16 protein-coding genes, 1 other RNA gene and 1 pseudogene are annotated in these 17,704 nt (G+C 49.9%); 14 read left to right on the forward strand and 4 right to left on the reverse strand.

Annotated elements, in window-relative coordinates; all coding sequences use genetic code 11:
- The first annotated feature begins 33 nt into the window (after positions 1 to 33).
- From ACZ47M_RS08430 to ACZ47M_RS08460, 7 genes are read left to right on the forward strand one after another with little or no spacing between them, the layout of a single operon-like run.
- On the forward strand, positions 34 to 1,113 hold the full coding sequence (locus tag ACZ47M_RS08430) for an ABC transporter permease (RefSeq protein ID WP_315341922.1): 1,080 nt from the start codon (positions 34 to 36) through the stop codon (positions 1,111 to 1,113).
- Positions 1,114 to 1,123: 10 nt separating this feature from the next.
- A complete protein-coding gene (locus ACZ47M_RS08435) occupies positions 1,124 to 2,665 on the forward strand; it encodes an ABC transporter permease (RefSeq protein ID WP_315341920.1) in 1,542 nt (513 codons plus the stop codon).
- 10 nt (positions 2,666 to 2,675) lie between these two features.
- The gene (locus ACZ47M_RS08440) at positions 2,676 to 3,635 is read left to right on the forward strand and encodes an ABC transporter ATP-binding protein (protein ID WP_315341918.1); all 960 of its coding nucleotides are present in this window, start codon (positions 2,676 to 2,678) and stop codon (positions 3,633 to 3,635) included.
- 10 nt (positions 3,636 to 3,645) lie between these two features.
- The gene (locus ACZ47M_RS08445; protein WP_315341916.1) at positions 3,646 to 4,653 is read left to right on the forward strand and encodes an ABC transporter ATP-binding protein; all 1,008 of its coding nucleotides are present in this window, start codon (positions 3,646 to 3,648) and stop codon (positions 4,651 to 4,653) included.
- A gap of 27 nt (positions 4,654 to 4,680) precedes the next feature.
- The gene (locus ACZ47M_RS08450) at positions 4,681 to 5,145 is read left to right on the forward strand and encodes a hypothetical protein (RefSeq protein ID WP_464883395.1); all 465 of its coding nucleotides are present in this window, start codon (positions 4,681 to 4,683) and stop codon (positions 5,143 to 5,145) included.
- A 1-nt stretch (position 5,146) separates the two neighbouring features.
- Entirely contained in the window at positions 5,147 to 5,911 is a 765-nt protein-coding gene (locus ACZ47M_RS08455) for an NAD+ synthase (protein WP_315341910.1), read from the forward strand.
- A 9-nt stretch (positions 5,912 to 5,920) separates the two neighbouring features.
- Positions 5,921 to 6,769 (forward strand): EamA family transporter, encoded by an 849-nt coding sequence (locus tag ACZ47M_RS08460; protein WP_315341907.1) that lies wholly within the window; start codon positions 5,921 to 5,923, stop codon positions 6,767 to 6,769.
- Here the strand turns inward: ACZ47M_RS08460 and glnA are convergent.
- A complete protein-coding gene (gene glnA / locus ACZ47M_RS08465; protein ID WP_315341904.1) occupies positions 6,766 to 8,088 on the reverse strand; it encodes a type I glutamate--ammonia ligase in 1,323 nt (440 codons plus the stop codon). The genes ACZ47M_RS08460 and glnA overlap by 4 nt on opposite strands.
- Before the next feature lie 218 nt (positions 8,089 to 8,306).
- Here glnA and ACZ47M_RS08470 point away from each other — a divergent pair, with 218 nt between their 5' ends.
- From ACZ47M_RS08470 to ACZ47M_RS08500, 7 genes and pseudogenes are all read left to right on the forward strand, one after another.
- Positions 8,307 to 8,717, forward strand: a complete 411-nt coding sequence (locus ACZ47M_RS08470) for a DUF61 family protein (RefSeq protein ID WP_315341901.1) — start codon at positions 8,307 to 8,309, stop codon at positions 8,715 to 8,717.
- Positions 8,717 to 9,016, forward strand: a complete 300-nt coding sequence (locus ACZ47M_RS08475) for a hypothetical protein (protein WP_315342281.1) — start codon at positions 8,717 to 8,719, stop codon at positions 9,014 to 9,016. The genes ACZ47M_RS08470 and ACZ47M_RS08475 overlap by 1 nt, the downstream gene beginning before the upstream one ends.
- A gap of 46 nt (positions 9,017 to 9,062) precedes the next feature.
- Positions 9,063 to 9,382: RNase P RNA component (rnpB, locus tag ACZ47M_RS08480), an RNA gene on the forward strand.
- A gap of 80 nt (positions 9,383 to 9,462) precedes the next feature.
- A complete protein-coding gene (locus ACZ47M_RS08485; RefSeq protein WP_315341898.1) occupies positions 9,463 to 11,046 on the forward strand; it encodes a hypothetical protein in 1,584 nt (527 codons plus the stop codon).
- Positions 11,047 to 11,052: 6 nt separating this feature from the next.
- A complete protein-coding gene (locus tag ACZ47M_RS08490) occupies positions 11,053 to 11,694 on the forward strand; it encodes a hypothetical protein (RefSeq protein ID WP_315341896.1) in 642 nt (213 codons plus the stop codon).
- A 378-nt stretch (positions 11,695 to 12,072) separates the two neighbouring features.
- Positions 12,073 to 12,459 carry a hypothetical protein gene (locus ACZ47M_RS08495; protein WP_315341893.1) on the forward strand — a complete coding sequence of 129 codons (387 nt, stop codon included), beginning with the start codon at positions 12,073 to 12,075 and terminating at the stop codon, positions 12,457 to 12,459.
- An 842-nt stretch (positions 12,460 to 13,301) separates the two neighbouring features.
- Positions 13,302 to 14,452: pseudogene (locus ACZ47M_RS08500) on the forward strand (RNA-guided endonuclease InsQ/TnpB family protein).
- A gap of 94 nt (positions 14,453 to 14,546) precedes the next feature.
- Here the strand turns inward: ACZ47M_RS08500 and ACZ47M_RS08505 are convergent.
- From ACZ47M_RS08505 to priL, 3 genes are read right to left on the reverse strand one after another with little or no spacing between them, the layout of a single operon-like run.
- Positions 14,547 to 15,398: a DMT family transporter gene (locus ACZ47M_RS08505; RefSeq protein WP_315341890.1), complete on the reverse strand. Its 852-nt coding sequence runs from the start codon at positions 15,396 to 15,398 to the stop codon at positions 14,547 to 14,549.
- Positions 15,382 to 16,434 (reverse strand): DNA primase catalytic subunit PriS, encoded by a 1,053-nt coding sequence (gene priS, locus ACZ47M_RS08510; RefSeq protein ID WP_315341887.1) that lies wholly within the window; start codon positions 16,432 to 16,434, stop codon positions 15,382 to 15,384. The genes ACZ47M_RS08505 and priS overlap by 17 nt, the downstream gene beginning before the upstream one ends.
- The gene (gene priL, locus ACZ47M_RS08515) at positions 16,418 to 17,611 is read right to left on the reverse strand and encodes a DNA primase large subunit PriL (RefSeq protein WP_315341885.1); all 1,194 of its coding nucleotides are present in this window, start codon (positions 17,609 to 17,611) and stop codon (positions 16,418 to 16,420) included. Before priL ends, priS begins: the two co-directional genes overlap by 17 nt.
- Positions 17,612 to 17,704 lie beyond the last annotated feature (93 nt).

Raw genomic sequence — 17,704 nt, forward strand, 5'->3', positions numbered from 1 at the left:
AAAACTATTTAAACTTTAACTTTCATGTAAAAGTTGACTCCGTTCCCACAGAAACTTGGAGGGATACCAATGGGGATGAGCTTTGGGAAGTACGTGGCTTACAGGCTGGTGAACGCTGTTATAGTCCTGTTTCTGGCAGTACTGCTGATGTCTGCACTTTTCACTAAACTAGCGGATGAACAGAACAAGTCTTTAGTCGAGGACAACCTCCAGGGGTGGATTCAGGCGTACACTAAGGCTCACAACCAGGAGCCATCTCAAGAGCAGATAGAAACCCAGAAGAAAATCCTAATGCACAATTATGGCCTTGACAAGCCCTATTGGGCCAGAGTCGGGAATTATACGCTGAACACATTTCTGTTCAAATGGGGGAAGTCACACAGAAAAGTCTTCGGAACAACCAGTGTTACTGAACAGATAAAGATTGCTCTCCTGAGGACCATACTCCTGTTCACGACTGCGGAGATACTAGTAATTCTCATCGGTATCGGACTGGGTGTTAAAAGCGCCCAAAAACCAGGTAGCCTGCTCGACAGGACAATATCGGTTCTGGCGATGATTACTACAAGCCTTCCAATGTGGTGGCTTGGGATGCTCATGATCCTGCTCTTCGTTGTCTATCTAAAGTTGCTCCCCATAACGCTTTACTCCCAGGTGTTCACGGCCAACACCAAGGAGCTCCTTGAGAAGATGACTCTTCCAGTACTCACGATAGTCCTGAACCTCTTCGGCGGCTGGGCATGGACGACCAGAAACATTATGATCGGAACCATGCAGGAAGACTTCATCATGGTTGCCAGGGCCAAGGGTGTTCCGGAGAGAAAGGTCATTTATGGGCACGCTCTAAAAGCGGCTGCTCCCCCAATAATCACGATGGTAATCTTCGGCCTTATTGGATCCCTTGGAGGTGCCATTATAACCGAGATAGTATTCAACTGGCCAGGAATGGGCCGTCTTTACTGGCAGGCCCTTTCGCAGCCAATTGCAATTGAAACCATGATGGCCCTCAATTACATGTTCGCCGTATTGACAGTACTCTCAATGGTTCTGGCTGACATACTCTACGCGTACCTCGATCCGAGGATTAGAATTGGAGCCGCGGCTAGCTCATGAGGTGGTGCAAATGAGGTGGGTTGACTTTAAGGACAGCGTCAAGAGGTTTTGGAGTGAGTATAAGCACCAGAAGTCGGGTATGCTTGGTTTAATATCCCTCATTATCCTTGTAATCCTGGCTCTGGCTGCTCCCGTGATAACCAGTCCCAACATCCCGAAAGAGTGGCAGCCCGGAGGAACTGAGTGGCTAGTTAATCCTAAGAACGCCCCCCCTGCTTGGGAGAGCCACTTCATTGGTGAGAGTAAGGCTCCAACAGCCAGATTTGATCCGGGCCAGTATAAAGTCAGTGAAACCACCGAAAACGGCTACAACGTCTATACGATAACATTACACTATCGCATGGAGACTAACATACCGCCCGTTGATATAGTCCTCGCTGACCTAAAGTCAAACGCTACAGTGCCCACTGAGAACCCAGTCGTAAGGGTAGAGATAGTCCGTCCGCCTGAAAAGAATCTGAACAACACTCTCCTCTTGCTCGATGGTTTCCAGTTCCCATCGGGGAGCCAGATCCAGATAGCTGGTCTTCAGGATACCCTCAACTATCTCCTCTACTGGCTCTACGAAAACGGCGTCCTAAATGTCACCGCGCTTGGAATGGAGGTCTCACCGAGCAACATACAGTTCCTTACCATGAGCGACCCCCAAATTTCCAGCCTTATAGCCAAGCTGGTCGCTGAGAGAAGGATGCAGGTAATCTTTGGAAAGATAATGGACAGCTCAGGCAACCCCCGCTCCTTTGAGGACGTTGTAGACAACCCCGAGCCCCTCAAAGGCGATTATGAAATAAAGATTACGATAACTGCACCGAGCGATGTTAATGTGGACTTCTCGGACTTCAAGGTGGTTGTGGTCGGAGGAACCTACGGACTACTGGGTACTGACCAGTATGGCAGGCCAATTGCCATTGGACTCCTCTGGGGAACCAGGGTTGCCCTTTCCATAGGCCTTGCGGTGGCTATAGCTTCAGTCCTTATCGGAGTCCTCATTGGAGTTGTCAGTGCCTATCTTGGAGGCTGGGCAGATGAGGCAATTCAGAGGTTCACTGAGTTCATGATGACGCTTCCCCTACTTCCGATGCTTATCCTGCTCTCCCTCTACCTCGGCGGTAGACTCAACCTGACCCAGCTTGTCATTATCCTGGTGCTCTTTGGATGGATGGGCACCACCAAGGTCGCCAGAAGCATGGCGCTTCAGATCAAGGAGCAGACGTACATTGAAGCCGCCAGGGCCTTGGGTGCGAGCACGGGTAGAGTTATCTTCAGGCACATCGTCCCACAGCTGCTCCCGTATGCCTTCGCAAGCATAGCCCTGAGCGTTCCCGGTGCCATACTTTCTGAGGCGGGTCTCAGCTTCCTCGGACTCACGAGTCAGAACATGATAACGTGGGGTCAGATGCTCAACGCCGCCTACAATAATAACGCGACGATAAACGGCTACTGGTGGCAGATCATCCCACCAGGACTTGCAATAGCCTTCGTCGGCCTCGTGTTCGTCCTCATAGGTGTATCTCTCGATACGGTCCTCAATCCAAAGCTTAAGCGCTCGTGAGGTGGTATAAATGACAACCAATGTGCTTGAGGTTAGGAATCTGAAGATGTATTACTTCACCAACAAGGGCACCGTTAAGGCCGTTGACGACATCAGCTTTGACCTCAAGAAGGGTGAAGTGCTGGGACTTGCCGGTGAGAGCGGCTGCGGCAAGTCCTCCCTTGGCTTTACCCTTTTGGGTATGCCCACCCCCCCAGGAAAGATCGTTGATGGCAGTATAAAAATTGAGGGAAGGGAGATAGTAGGTCTTCCGGAAGACGTCCTCAGAAAGGAAATCCGCTGGCAGAAGATATCGATGATATTCCAGGGTGCAATGAACGCCCTCAACCCGGTTTATACCATCGGCTATCAAATGATAGAGCCCCTCATGTATCATACGGATATGAGCAGGGAAGAGGCACTTAACAGGGCCCAGAAGTATCTTGAACTGGTCGGCCTTGATCCCGAGGTAGTCTATCGTTACCCCCACGAACTGAGTGGTGGTATGAAGCAGCGTGTTGTTATAGCAATGGCCCTGCTTATGGAACCCAGCGTCATCATAGCAGACGAGCCTACCACTGCCCTTGACGTCGTTGTCCAGGCTCAGATCATTAACCTCCTGAAGCACCTCAAAAAGAAGCTCAACCTCTCGATGATCTTCATCACCCACGACCTCAGCATCCTCGCAGAGGTAAGTGATAGGTTAGCTATAATGTACGCCGGTAAGATCATTGAGATAGGGGACAGTGAGAAGATCTACTATGAGCCGGCTCATCCGTATACCCAGAAGCTCCTCGCGGCCATACCGAGGCTTCACGAGGACGTTGAGAAGCTCGAATTCATCCCAGGACAGCCACCCAACCTCATTAACCCGCCGAAAGGATGCCGCTTCCACCCGAGGTGTCCCTACGCTATGGACGTTTGCCGCCAGCAGGAACCCGAGCTGAAGGAAATTGATAAAGACCACTACGCTGCATGCTGGCTGCTGTGAGGTGTGGGAGATGGCCGAGCCGATACTTAAAGTTGAGAACCTTAAGAAGTACTTCCCACTTAAGAGGGGTCTCATGTCTACCCTGAGGGGAGAACCGCAGAGATTCGTCCACGCAGTCGACGGTGTGAGCTTTGAGGTCTACAAGCAGCAGGTCTTTGCCCTGGTGGGTGAAAGTGGTTGTGGTAAGTCCACAACCGGAAGATTGGTAGTCAAGTTGCTTGAACCAACCGATGGAAAGATATACCTTGAGGGCCAGGATGTTACTCAAATAGCAACCAAAGAGGAGATACTGGCCTACAGAAGGAAAGTTCAGATGATATTCCAGGATCCCTTCGCCTCACTTAATCCACGCTTTAGGATATTTGACATCCTCGAGGAGCCGCTTCTCATACACGGCATCGGTGAAACAAGGGCAGAGCGTGAGGAGCTCATATACAAGGCCCTTGAGATGGTCAAGATAACTCCGCCTGAAGACTACGTCAGCAGATTCCCGCACATGCTCTCCGGTGGTCAGAGACAGCGTGTCGCCATAGCCAGAGCCCTCATCCTGAACCCAACCTTCATCGTTGCAGACGAGCCGGTTTCGATGCTTGATGTGTCAATCCGTGCTGAGATCCTCGAGCTCATGAAGGAGCTGAAGGAGAAGATGGGGGTCACATACCTTTACATCACGCACGACATGTCCACTGCCAGATACTTCGCCGACTGGATGGCGGTCATGTACCTCGGAAGGATAGTCGAGATGGGTTCAGCGAAGCGCGTTATCGACAACCCGCTCCACCCCTACACCAGGGCACTCCTGGCAGCCGTTCCGGAGCCGAAGCCTGAGAGGAGAAACGTTATCAAAGAGCTCCCCATCAAGGGTGAAGTTCCGAGTGCCGTCAATATCCCCCCAGGATGCCGCTTCCACCCGAGATGCATCTATGCCCAGACGGGACTCTGCGATGTGGAACAGCCCAGATTGATAGAGTACGAGCACAACCACTTCGTCGAGTGTCACCTCGTCGGCAAATTCTGACTTTTTTTATTTATTTTGGTGGTTGCTATGAAGAGCGCCAAAAAGATACTCCTTTACACGCCGGTAACAATTGGCTTAGTTTTTCTTTTCGTGGCGCTGATCATGTCACTTATTGGCCTTCATAGTTCTGTTGTTGAGTACACCTGTTCCGATTCTCTCGGACCAGGAAAATATACGCTTGGAAATCTCTCCTTTGAGAACAGCTATCTTTACTATAACCGTACCCTCATTCTCTCATCTAACAACGCCTCGGTAGTTGTGATTGAAAACGATGTGCCGACCCAGGAGATAAACGTAACATCCACCGTTACGGTGAACCTTCAGGGGCGTCCTTCCATTGAGGTAGTTTACGGAGAGCTGAACTACACCTATAAGGCCAAGGCGATTAATTATCCCTATTCAAATCTTGCCATTCCCGGGTTTATCTTTATGATTGCCGGGACATCCTTAATAATCGCAGGTTACGCAAGTCTTAACTCGAGGAGGGATTGACTTGAGGAGGCTTGACTACAACTCGGTGCTTCAAACCCTCGTTAACTTTATTGAAAAAAGCGTAAATGAGACCAATGCTTCAGGGGTTGTAATCGGCATTAGTGGCGGAATCGACAGCGCCACCGTCGCCTACCTTTCAGTTAGAGCGCTCGGGAAGGAGCGGGTTCTTGGCCTGACAATGCCCTATTATGAGAACCGCGACGTTGAAGACGCTAGGCTCGTCTGTGAGAGCCTTGGAATAGAGTGCAGGGTGATAAACATAAAACCCACCGTCGATTCCTTCATCCTGGGCCTCGGCTTCGAGCCCGACAGGAAGAGTATGGGCAACATAATGTCGAGAACGAGGATGGTTTTGCTCTATGCTCACGCCAACCAAATGAACTGTCTAGTTTTGGGCACGAGCAACAGGAGTGAGTTCTTAACCGGTTACTTCACAAAGTGGGGTGACGGTGCCAGCGACTACGCGCCGCTTATAAACCTCTACAAGACCGAAGTGTGGGAGATCGCAAAGCTCTTGGGCGTTCCCCGGAGGATAATCGAGAAGAAGCCAACCGCTGGTCTCTGGGAAGGCCAGACCGACGAGGACGAGATGGGAATAAGCTACCGCCTGCTGGATGAGATACTCTGGCGTCTTGTTGATCTCAAGATGCCAAAGGATGAAATCGCGGAAGAGCTTGGAATAAGCATCGAGAGAGTTGAACACGTTGAACGGCTCGTTAAATCGAGCGAGCACAAACGCCACCTGCCTCAGGGGCCGACCTTCTGAGGTGAGTCTATGAGGCGCGGTTACCTTTTTGTTGTTCTGGCCGCAGGCATGTGGGGAACCCTCGGAATATTCGCCAAATATATCTACCGTTACGGCGTGGATTCCTTCACGATTGTCTTCTGGCGTGTTCTCCTTGCGCTGGTAATCCTCGGGACGTATATAGTTCTGTTCCTCCGGGAAAGCCCTTTCACCACCAGGAGACTGTGGTTTTATACCCTCTACGGCCTTGTTGGTGTCTTTGCGTTCTATACCCTCTATTTTTACACGGTAAAAATATCTTCCGTTGGCTTTGCAGTCCTGCTGGTTTATACTGCCCCTGCTTTTTCGGTTCTGCTCGGTAAACTGGTCTTTGGAGAGCCCATAACCGGGGAGAAAGCCCTCGCTCTGGCAATGGTGCTTTTTGGGGTTATTCTCGTTGGGGGTAATGTCGATCTCAACGTAAGTAATCTGGCCCTGATTACGGGCATAGGGACGGGCTTTACCTATGCCCTCTACGGAGTCCTTGCTAAAGTCGGGGTCAGAAAGGAGAAGCCTGAGAGGGTTCTCTTCATGACCCTGCTTTTCGGTCTTGTATTCCTCGCCCCGTTTTCAAAGTTCTCAGTTCCTCTGGGTGCTTTGCCATATCTCCTGGGCCTGGCGTTTTTCCCCACCTTCTTGGGGTACACCCTTTACAATCACGCCCTCAAACAGGTGGAAGTCAGCAGGGCAAGCATAGTAGCAACGGTTGAGCCCGTAGTTGCCATCGTTCTCGCTTACCTCCTCTTCGGTGAGTCTTTAACTCCACTTCAGCTCATGGGCGGAGTATTGATAGTTGGAGCCTCTATAATAGTCCATATGCGGGAAGAAAAGGGGAGTTAGATGTAGAAATACCTCTCGAGTTCCCATTCAGTCACCTTTTTGGTCTCCAGTGGAAGCTTGTTTGCCTCGAGGTATGAAACGTACTCGTCCCATTCCCCTGTCTTGTATGTGACAAAGTTTTCATAGGCGTCTCCTAGGGCAGTTCTGACGACTTTGTCTTTCTTCAGCTCTTCCAGTGCTTCCCCGAGGCTTCCGGGGAGGGTCTCGATGCCGAGCTTTGCCCTAGCTTCCTCGTTCATTTTGTAGACGTTGGTTTCTACGTATGCTTCCGGCTCCAGCTTCTTCTTAATGCCGTCCAGTCCAGCTAGGAGTATCACAGAGAACGCCAGGTATGGATTGGCGCCCGGGTCAGGACAGCGGTACTCTATTCTCGCTCCATCGCCACGGAAAGCCGGGATGCGAATCAGCGCACTCCTGTTCCTGTAGCCCCAGCTTATGTAAACCGGTGCCTCATAACCTGGAACCAGGCGCTTGTAGCTGTTCACAGTCGGGTTTGTGAGCGCCGTTAAAGCCTTCGCATGTTTCAGGATCCCAGCCATGAAGTGCAGTGCCGTCTCGCTGAGCCCGTCTTCCCCGATGAAAGCGTTCTTCCCGTCTTTCCAGAGGCTTATATGAAGGTGCATCCCGTTGCCTGGAAATCCGTAGAGGGGCTTTGGCATAAAGGTGGCGTGTAACCCATGCATCTCCGCTATGGACTTGACGATGTACTTAAAGCTCACCACATTGTCAGCCGTCCTAAGGGCCTCATCATAGCGGAAGTCAATCTCGTGCTGGGCTCTCCCCACCTCGTGGTGGAGCACTTCTGGAACGAGGCCGAGAGAGGGCATGTAAAGTGCTATCTCCCTTCTCAATTCCCTGGCCCTGTCGAGCGTAACTATGTCGAAGTAGCCACCGCTGTCAGGGAGGTGGAGCTCCCAGGTTCCGTTTTTCTTGAAAAGGTAAAACTCTGGCTCGGGCCCTATGTAAGCCTTAAAGCCCTCCTTTTCAAGTTTCTCAAGGGTTTTCTTTAAAATCCCTCTTGGGTCAGCCCAGTAGGGTTTTCCGTCCTTGTAGATGTAGCCGTAGACCCTTGCTACTCCTTCCCAGGGGACCTCTGCGTAAGTGCTTGGATCGGCTTTGAAAATGAGGTCGCTGTCCTCTATCCCCTGGAAACCCGATATTGAAGAGCCATCAAAGGAAATCCCCTCTTCAACGGCCTCTTCATACCTCACTATTGGAACCTCCATCCCCTTTGGAGTGCCGTTTATATCCACGAATATGAGCTGGAGGAATCTGAGGCCTTTCGTTTCAACTCCGACGAGCTTTGCACTCTCGTTCATTTTTTCATCACCTATTTTCATATTAGTTCAATATTGACGATGTTCAATGCACGAATTTTCATATTTAACCTTTTCTATTATTTTTTTGTCAAAATGACTAAAGGGACGGCTGAGTGGAAGGGATCTAGTCAAAAATGTAAAATAGCCTGGCATCTTTTAATGAAATTGACATAAACTTGCCTACCAACATTTTTCAGATGGTTCCCTTAGGTTCAAACATGTCAACCGCAGAAGACCTGTTGGAGAGAGAAATAATGGAGATAAACCTCCACCTTCCGAGGCGCAGGGTGAGCCTCTACGACCTCCTGGAAAGGGGCATTGACCACATTGTGTTGAGGGACGGGAGTAAACACTACTTCAGAGCATCCGAGCTGCAGTATCTCTCCAGTATGCTGGATGAGAAGGAAAAAATGTCCCTCCAGCTCCCGATAATCCTCGAGATCAACACGGTGGACAGGGGCTACTTCCGGGTCAGGGGGAGGGTTGAAGTGAAGGTCATCGAGGTTGTTTTGGGTCAGTTTAATCCCATGGAGGAGAAAACTGAAGTAAGGTATCCCCGCTACCTTCTCCCGAAAATAAGGAAAGTCCTCCCCACCACAACAACCTACGCCTTTATAGTGGAGCCGTGATGCGTATGGCGGACGAGAAAAGGGTGCTCCGGGATTACTACGTGTTCACGATACCCCAGGTTTCGGTATTCGCCGGTGCAATTCTGGGAATACTTTTCATCCTCAGGCTAAAAGTGGAGTTAGTCCTCGGACTCTTCTCCGTAATCTACGGGGTTATGCTCACCGTAATTCATCTGGTTGTTTATTCCCACTTCAAGTCCAACCCCCTGTATCGTTTTGGCTTGGCTTTTTCAGTTGTTCTTTTGCTGGCAGGGATTTACCTGGTTGCCTTGGGTATTAACCTGTTTTCTCCAGGCTGAGGGGTGAACCAAAGGTTTTTATCGGGCTTTGAGTTAGCTCCCTCTGGCGAGGGGGTCGGGGGCTCTCGGGGCACTCCCGAGGAAGTTCCGCCCACCCCACCGGGGCCGCGGTGCCGCAAGGCACCGGCCGAGAGGCCGGGCAACGGCGCAGAAACGACACGGCCTCCGGGGAATGTGGATGACGCGTGCGAAGGGCCCGGCGACGGCGCCCGAGCTAACCCGCAGACTATCCCGGAGGATGCGGTGAAACGGCCGTCCCGCGGGGTGCAAGGCCAAAGGGGGGCGATGAGTTCCGGTGTGAGCCCCGTGGTAGGCCGCTCAGTCGAATGCCCCCTTGATACAGAAGGCGGGCTACGGCCCCCTCGCCCAATTTGGTTTCCATCTTAACGTTTATATTTCCTTTTACAAAACGTAATGTTTTTAAATTTCTCATGTGATGATTTTTGGTGATTCCAATGGGAATAAAACATCTTATTGTTGGATTTGTTGTCTACTTATTGGTTGCATTGCCGCTCTCGGCTGCAACAGTCATTGGAAAAAGCGATGCAAAAGCCGCAGACAGTACAAAGGAACTCTTTTTGAGGGAAATACAGGTGGTGGATAACGTTGTGGCACTCTCCTGGGAAGTTCCGGGCTCATGCACCTCCGGTGACGTTGAAGTATGGTTCAGCAAAACGGGCGACACGGTGGATAATACAGTAAGCCTTGGTCATGCGGAGTTTCCACACCACCTGCTGGTAACTCTGACTCCGAGGCGAGATTCCGATGGCAGACCTTGGTGGATCACCGTTGTTGTTAAAACGAGCTGTGGGATCTACAAGGGAGAATATGTTCTTCAGGATGAATCTTTGGGGCCTGCTCCTATTCCGGGACACAAGGAGATCTATCCCAGATTTCTTCCCGCTTTGGGGGAAGCCATTCTAATAATTCTGACAGTTGCCACCACTTCGTATGACGTAAAGGAAGCGTACACAACCTGCACTCATGAAGGTTTCTCAAGGAAGTGTAAAGCCAAGGTCTCTTGGGCGGTTATTGATATAACTCCAGTGGGCAAGATAGGCGATGGAATAAAGATTATACGTCATGCCGGGGAAGTTGTTGCAGTTTCCAAGAGAACCTTTGAAATTCTGAAGGACCTCAAACTGGTTGAAGTCTCGGAGGATGGCTGGAAATCCATTGAAAGGTTCAAGCCCGTAATTGATGACATCATTAAGCACGGCGACGATGTTGCAAAGGTGCTTCATGAGCTAAAAGAGATGGGCATTCCAGTGGAGATCATCAACAATGAGATCAAGCACGGCGCCACCCTTAAGGAGATCCTTGAGAACGTCAAGTGTCTCCTCAGTCTCGGACTTGATGAGGGGAGGCTTGGGAGGGTCATTGAGTACGAAGCGGAACATGGAATCACAATAGCGGCTCTAAAGGACTACGCAAACAACCTTATCGAGATGGGTGTCTCAAAGGAGGAGGCTGGATATGTTATAGCTGAAGCGGCGGAACATGGAGCTTCTGCAAGTGCACTCACACAGGGGCTTGAGATGTTTTTGGACTCTATTCTAGAGGCGCCGATAGATATACCTGGAATGGGTTATAAGGTCGTCCTGGAAAAGGGAAACGAAAAGTGGGGTTTAATCCACGCCTACATCAGGCATGTTAGAGGATACGAAATGGAGGACTCTGGAATAACGACCTTCTGGCCGATGTGGCAGAAAATCGTTGAGCCTAAAACTGGAAGGGTTGTTCAGCTCCCCAAAGTCTTTAGGGATGAGCGCGAACTCAGAGGGTTCCTTGATGGAGTATTGGAAAAGGCACTTAACGATCCCAAGTACGCGGGAAAGTTCAAAGAGGGTAGTGTCACTTTGACTGTCGAACTTTCAGAGGTTGGTGTTTACAAGCAAGGTATAACATCAATTGAGTTCGCATTTGAATACAAAAACGGTGTGTACTATCTGAAAACTGTGTATCCAAAAACAGGATACAACGTCTGGGCATATAAAGCATGGAAAAAGACTATAGAACCAGTGGGGTGAAAGGATATGAAGGAAGTAACCATTCGGGGGAAGCACATCCTGTTGAAAATACACTTCCAAAAAGCTTTAGATTTAGTTTTCCCCTTTCCAGTACTTCTTTTTATTGATGGAAATCTAACTACTGGAGTTTGCTGGATTGACGAGAAGGGGAATAAAAAGTTATATCCAATTCAGGGAGACCCTGCGGGGATCATCCAGGAGCTACTTTACTGCTGTGATTTCCTAATGAAGGGCAAGGAACTTGAGGCGGGCGGTTTTATCGGGAACCTAAGAAAATATGCACGGAAACTTGACTTGCCCGTTAAGGAGTACACAAAGTTATACTATACCAGCTTGGTAATATACATGGGCGAGTATATTTTTGAACTTGGGGAGGATACCATAAACGTTCACTACCATAACATTCCCCTGAAGGATACTAACTGCCCGGAATTCAGAGGAAAACATAAGGGGACAGTATCAATTCCCTTGCCAGAGTTCGTTGAGGATGTTTTGAAGATTAGTGGAGAATTTCTAGAGAGGCACATACCAGTTGTTGAAGAAATCTTGCTTGAATATTGGAAAGAACCCAGGGATTATGGTTATTTGTGGAAGCTCTATCGGGAGGTTATAGAACTGTACAAGGAAAAGTTCCGAAGAGAATCATAATTTTTGGATGTTTATGACTTCATTCCTGCTCTGAAGGGCGAGACTTGCTAAAGTACTACACAGAAGCTGGAGGCAGAGCTTCGTGAAGTTAAGTGTAAACTTAGATGAGCTTGGGATGCATATAGACAGGTAGATGCGGTAGAATTTCAGTTCTCATACAACCAAGCTAAGGTTGAAATAGATTTGGAATCCTTTGAACAGACCCATTTCCTGGCCGTTTTCCTATTTTTTAGTGGCTGGGGAACGTTACTCTCTCTTTCCAGTTATTTTGCTTTTTGAGGGTCATGTTTTGGTTGGGAAATGCTGGACTAGAACCGGCGGAAACTTCAGGGCACTTACACAGATCCTCTGACAGTGCTTGAGGGGCTGCTTGATGGTTTGGAGGAAGTTACAACGCCGGGAGTGTCGGAGTATGGTTGTAGCAGGTCGAGGGAGCTGGCTAGGAAGAGGGGTTTTGATGTTGCTGATGATAGTTCAATATTTTATGCTTTGCTTGCAATCCAATCGAGGGTTTTCTTTGAGGGTTTGGGCGATGTGGTGAGGATTCATTATTATAATGGCCTCTTGGAAGGGACTGCTTGTCCAGAGTACAAGAGAAGGTATAAAGGTAGTATTGAAGTTCCCTTGGTTGAGTTTGGGGATGATGTTTTGAGGGTTTTGGTGAGTACTTGGAGGAATATCACAAGCGTGTTGAAGAAGTCAGGCTGGAAGCTTACAAGTACGACAGAATGGACATTTATGACTTATACATGGAACAGTATTTAGAGGATTTGGAGGACTGGCGGGGTTCCTGAGGGAAGTCGTTGAAAGAGTGAGTGAGCATCCAGAATACAAGGGGAGTTTCTTGAACATGCTAGTGAGGGTAAGGGTTTTGGTATTCCAGTGAATCTTAAGAAGCTTAGGATTAACGTTGGGGGGGATTGACATGGTTAGACTGGAGTTCAAGTTTGAGGGGGGCGTTTGTCTTGAGGACTGCTTATCCTGAGAAGAGTAGTGCCGTGTGGTCGTATAGGTTTATTTAGCAGATACGAGCGTGGGTTGGTTGTGGAGGATTGAGGCATGTGGGACACAATGAAGAAAAAGCATTTGAGAGTGAAAATGGATCTCAAGAGGTATGTTGATACTCCTTATCCTTTCTCTTTTTGATTTTTACAATAAACGAGCACTTACTCTTAGGAGCCTGCTAGGATGGGGGGTTTGAGGGAGCCAATGTGGACGTTTATGGGTTTTTCCAGGAGTCGTTGATGGCTGGCAGTCATATGTTAAGGTTGGATGATCCGAGAGTTCAGAAGTACTCTCAGTCTGAGAGAAAACTCGCTGAGTGGGATAAGTTTCGGCTGGGAAACGAGCCCGTAGTGTACAGAACAACGCTTATTTCAGAGGCGCCGGGATATACTACTTCTGCTCTACAAAAGATCTTACGAGGATTTACTATCACAACGAGCTTCTTGAATTCACGGACTGTCCCGAATATAAGGGCAAGCACAAGGGTGTTGTTGAGCTTCCCCTTAAAGAGTTCGTTGAGGACGTTTTGAAAATCAGAGGGGAATTTTTAGAGGGGTATGCTCCGCTCATCGAGAAGATCATAATTCTTTGAGGGCAAACCTGTGGACTTTCTAAAAACACAGAAAATAGCCTATGGAGAGTTCAAGACGGAAATTGGCCCCGCAACAGTCCAAACAATAGCGAGAAAGAATGCCGAAGCTTGGCGCTCATTCTTCTCACTCCTTAGAAGCAAGAGGAACGGGGAACTGTCCAGCTGGCTTAAACCGAAACCACCGAACTACTTGAAGGAGGCCGGCGTAATCATCCTCAGGAACGACCAGTACGAGATTGAAGGCAACAGGCTAATCCTCAAAGGCCTTGGAAAATTCAAACGCTTGGAAGTCCAGTTTAAAGGCAGAATACACTTGAAAGGCAAGCAGGGGCGTTTGGAAATAACCTACGATGAAGTTAAGCGGAAGTGGTACGCTCACGTTAGCTTTACGGTGGAGAAGAAGTTAATCAATGGTGAGTGGGTTGAAGTTCCAGGACAGCCCTTGGGCAACCTTTCGGCAGGAATAGACCTTGGAGTGAACAATTTAATGGCTGTCTATGTTGAGAATGGCGAGAGTTTCTTAGTCAATGGGAGGCCATTGAAGAGCATTGACTTCTACTGGCAAAAGGGAATTGCCGAGTATCAGTCTAAACTCAATAAATCGGGAGCGAGAACGAGCAGAAAACTCAAGAGAATGCACGCTAAGGCCAAACTTCAAGCCAAACACTACATTAACACTACTGTAAGGCAGACTGTTGAGAAGTTATACTACTTGGGCGTTAACAGAATCGTCGTTGGCTATCCGAAGGGGATTACCAGGAGCTCGGATAAGGGCGGGAGGCAGAATTTTCTCCTCTCTCACGTCTGGCGTTTCAATACGGTAATTCAGCGTCTTAAGGAAGTTTCGGAAGAGTATGGTATTAGTGTTGTGGTTGTTGATGAGGCTTTCACTTCGAAGACTTGCCCCGTTTGTGGGAGGCCTCATGAGGGGGCAAGGTTTGTTAGGGGTTTGTTTAAGTGTCCCGTGACGGGGCTTGTGTTTAACGCTGACTTGGTTGGTGGTTTCAATATTTTGAAGAAGGTGGTAGGAGCTATAACCCTGAGCCTTCCCGCTTTGGCGGGTGGTAGGGGTAATTGGTCGAAGGCCCGGCCAGAGGGGTTCGAAGAACCTAAGTTCTGATGAGGACCCCTCAAACCTTCCCGCACTTGGCGAGGGGTTAACCCCTCACGGCGGGGAGGAGGTCAGCTGTGGGAGTTTTATCATGAAGTGGAGGAGCTGTATAAGAAGAGATATGGGTAACCTTTATTCAGGATTTCACCCCTTTCCCATAATGTCGAGGGCCGAGGCTAGGAGTATCAGCGCACCCCCTATTGCCGTTGTTACCCCTGGAACCTCCCCGAAGATGAGGAAGGCATAAATGACGGCGCTCATAGGGTCGAGGTAGCTGAGCAGTGCCGCTTCCCCGGCCTCGACTTCCTTCAGCCCTTCCATGTAGAGGAGGAGGGCCAGGAAGGTGTGCACCAGTGCTATTATGCCAACAACTCCGAGTGTGCGGGGAGTTAGCGAGAGGCCCCTCAATGCCACCAGCGGGGCAAGCAGGAGGGTGGCGAAGAGGAGCTGGAAAAAGGTCAGGGCGGCGCTTTCAACATCCCTCAGATACCTGCCCAGGAGAGTGACCAGGGCGTAGAAGAAGGCCCCAGCGAGGGCGAAGAGTATTCCGATGAAGTCCCCGCTGGAGGGCGAGGGCTTCTCCTGGAGACCTATCATGAGGGCGCCGAGGAAGGCCATCCCCACGTAGGGGAGCCTCCCCTTAATGTCCTCACCGAGGAAGATGCCCGCGAGGAGGACGACGATGATGGGAGCGAGGTAGTATATCAGGGTAGCCTTGGCTATCGTGGTGTGCATTACCGCCGAGAAGAAGAAAGCCCAGTTCAGGGCCAGTGCCAGCCCGAGGAGAAACACGAGACCAAGTTTTGGCCTTACGCTTGAAAACGCTTTGCCCAGCCATCCGCGCTCCTTCAGGGAGTAGCCGACGAGGAAGATAGCGCTCCCCATAAGCACCCTCATGAAGGCCAGGCTGAGCCCGTCGAGGGTCGAAAAACGCGCGAATACACCAACGCTACCCCAGATCAGCATGGAAGCTGCTATCTTAACCCTCCCATTCATAGCCCATCCCCTGTTCTTCTGCCCATTGCCGGTAGGCTTCCCTCACTTCCTCCCGCCGGAACCCGGGGACGGCATCTTTAAACGGGTCGAACTTTTCCAGTTTGCTCTCCCCTTGGCCTATGTAGGTTGCCACGAAGCCGACTTTTGAGTGAAGACTGGATGGCACCCTTAGAATTCTCTTTACGTCTATTGTGACCTTTCCATCAAAGTATGCCCTGGAAAAGGTGCTTGACAACGCGAAGAGTTTTAGAATCCCCCTCTGGCCTATCCCCTGCGGAAAAGCCGTGAGAAGGGCATTTCTAACGAATCCCTCATACAATTCTTCTCTTTTTTCGAGAAGGCTTTCAACTTGGTTTTTTCTGAAGCCGATGTTTCTCAGGTGGTTTTCGTTTATCCTTCTTATGAAATACCCAAACCTCAGTCGGAACACCCTAAAATAGCCGCTTGAGAGCATTATTCTCCTGCTTTGAAGATCCTCAAAGGTTATCTCTTCGGCGGCGCTAACGTACGCAAGAATTTTCTCCCTTGCCTTGTGGTCCAGGTTCAGGGCCCAGTCGTCCAGAATGCGGATGTGATATCCCCTCCCGGAGTAGACGACATGAACTTCCTCGAGCCCAAAGTCCTCCTTCAGAATTACCAGCGTGTCCTTTGCCAGTTCTTTGGCGTCTTCGAGGCACACCGGACAAACCTGGCCCGAGGGGTGAACCTGCAGGCACCTCCTCAGGGGGAGGTCTTTTGCATCTATGTCAAACACCAACTCCGCCCCAATCCAGCCCCCCATTTCCCGCGGATCCTCGTACAGGGCGACGCTGGAGAAAATCGCGTAGGGGGACGTTGCTTTGACGTAATCCTCCAGATCCCTTATGTCTGAAAAGGTGTTTTTCCTGTCGCTCGGCCCCTCGCCGGTGTGATCAAAACCGAATTCTCTCCTCTCCAGGGTCTCCACAATAAAGTCTGGCAGTTTCTTCGCGCTCCATTCTTTTGTGTAGTACTCCCTTCTCTCCTCGGGCGTTGCTTCCCTAAAGAGCTCGCTCACCTTCCTCACCTTCTTCCTTTTTCCTCTCGTGGTAAAGTCTCTTCAGGTAATAGGTCAGCGGATTCTTTATCCCCCGGCAGTATCTGTCCGGTTTGCAGAGTTCCGGAGCGTTTGCCCGGATCTTGTCGCAGTTCGGCGGGAAGTACCAGGGGGAGTTGCCGCTGTCCTCCAGGGAGGGAGTGTCGGTGTAGCCGAAGCCGAGATGGTACCAGATGTTCTTTATCTCGTTCGGTTGATCCTCAAACAGGGGTGGCTTGCAGCGATTCCCCGCCTCTATTATGGTAGGCAGTATGTCTTTCTCTATAATCCCTATGTCCTTCACGCAGTCTTTGATCCTGACGTCTCTCCTCGGGGGGTTTGGGCAGAGCCGGGCGTAGCTAAGGAAGCTCGTTAGCAGGACTGTTATGGCGTAGTTTCTCATTCCACTTCCCACTCCGGAGAGAGCCTTTTTGATACAAGGTGGGAAGAAGTCAAAGCGCAGTAGCTGGGCTCCAACCGGGCCCATTTTCTCGATTCTTTCCTTGAATCTTTCCTGGGCAAGTTCCCTCAGCTTTTCGTACACTTCGGTGTAGAACTCGGGGATGTCTTCCCTTATTTCATAGAGCAAGTTAACGGCCCTTTCGAGGTTTCTCTCGAAGTGCTTCTTCCACAGTTCCATAACGTCGTCCCTTTTCAGGTACACCCAGCTGTTCCGTATGTAAACGTTCTTCAGGCTTTCATTCCACAACGGGAGGAAGTGCCTCAGCCATATTTTGTACTCTATCCTCAGCTTTTTCCTTTCTTCCTCAGCTATTTCCCTGTGCCGGAGCTTTTCCAGGATTAGGCGGTCTTTTTCTGGGATTTCACCCTCTCCAACTGCCCTTACCGGGAGGGAGAGTTTTTCCAGGCTCTGACTTTTCTCAATCCTTTTCAGGTATATGGCCATGTTCTTCTCCTTTACGAGCTCCATCTCGAAGCCGTAGGGTGAGTGAGCGAGAGCCCCTAAAAGGGCGTAAAATCCCATCAAGTCCTTCCAGCCCTCCATTGAAACCAGCTCATTGGGGATATCCCCCTCCCATGTAACCCTGCTCATGACATCGCCTATTTCAACGTAACGTGGAATCTTTTCCAGAAACTCTTCGATCCCCCCAAAGTCCTGGATTATTCTCCTGGCCTCTTGACCAAATGGGTCAAGCATGTGATTGCACCGGTAGTGGATGGGACTTGCTCGGATAAAACCCTTTCGGGGAAAAGCTTAAATATTCACTTCTACTCACATATGGGCAAGAGG

This window comes from Thermococcus waiotapuensis (assembly GCF_055384795.1).

What these genes read in the sequence shown, in the direction of transcription:
- ACZ47M_RS08445 (WP_315341916.1), top strand. Translation starts at nt 3,646, where the DNA reads ATGGCCGAGCCGATACTTAAAGTTGAGAACCTTAAGAAGTACTTCCCA.
- ACZ47M_RS08475 (WP_315342281.1), top strand. Translation starts at nt 8,717, where the DNA reads ATGCGTATGGCGGACGAGAAAAGGGTGCTCCGGGATTACTACGTGTTC.
- ACZ47M_RS08505 (WP_315341890.1), bottom strand. Translation starts at nt 15,398, where the DNA reads ATGAATGGGAGGGTTAAGATAGCAGCTTCCATGCTGATCTGGGGTAGC.
- ACZ47M_RS08460 (WP_315341907.1), top strand. Translation starts at nt 5,921, where the DNA reads ATGAGGCGCGGTTACCTTTTTGTTGTTCTGGCCGCAGGCATGTGGGGA.
- ACZ47M_RS08435 (WP_315341920.1), top strand. Translation starts at nt 1,124, where the DNA reads ATGAGGTGGGTTGACTTTAAGGACAGCGTCAAGAGGTTTTGGAGTGAG.
- ACZ47M_RS08490 (WP_315341896.1), top strand. Translation starts at nt 11,053, where the DNA reads ATGAAGGAAGTAACCATTCGGGGGAAGCACATCCTGTTGAAAATACAC.
- priL (WP_315341885.1), bottom strand. Translation starts at nt 17,611, where the DNA reads ATGCTTGACCCATTTGGTCAAGAGGCCAGGAGAATAATCCAGGACTTT.
- ACZ47M_RS08450 (WP_464883395.1), top strand. Translation starts at nt 4,681, where the DNA reads ATGAAGAGCGCCAAAAAGATACTCCTTTACACGCCGGTAACAATTGGC.
- glnA (WP_315341904.1), bottom strand. Translation starts at nt 8,088, where the DNA reads ATGAACGAGAGTGCAAAGCTCGTCGGAGTTGAAACGAAAGGCCTCAGA.
- ACZ47M_RS08440 (WP_315341918.1), top strand. Translation starts at nt 2,676, where the DNA reads ATGACAACCAATGTGCTTGAGGTTAGGAATCTGAAGATGTATTACTTC.
- ACZ47M_RS08470 (WP_315341901.1), top strand. Translation starts at nt 8,307, where the DNA reads ATGTCAACCGCAGAAGACCTGTTGGAGAGAGAAATAATGGAGATAAAC.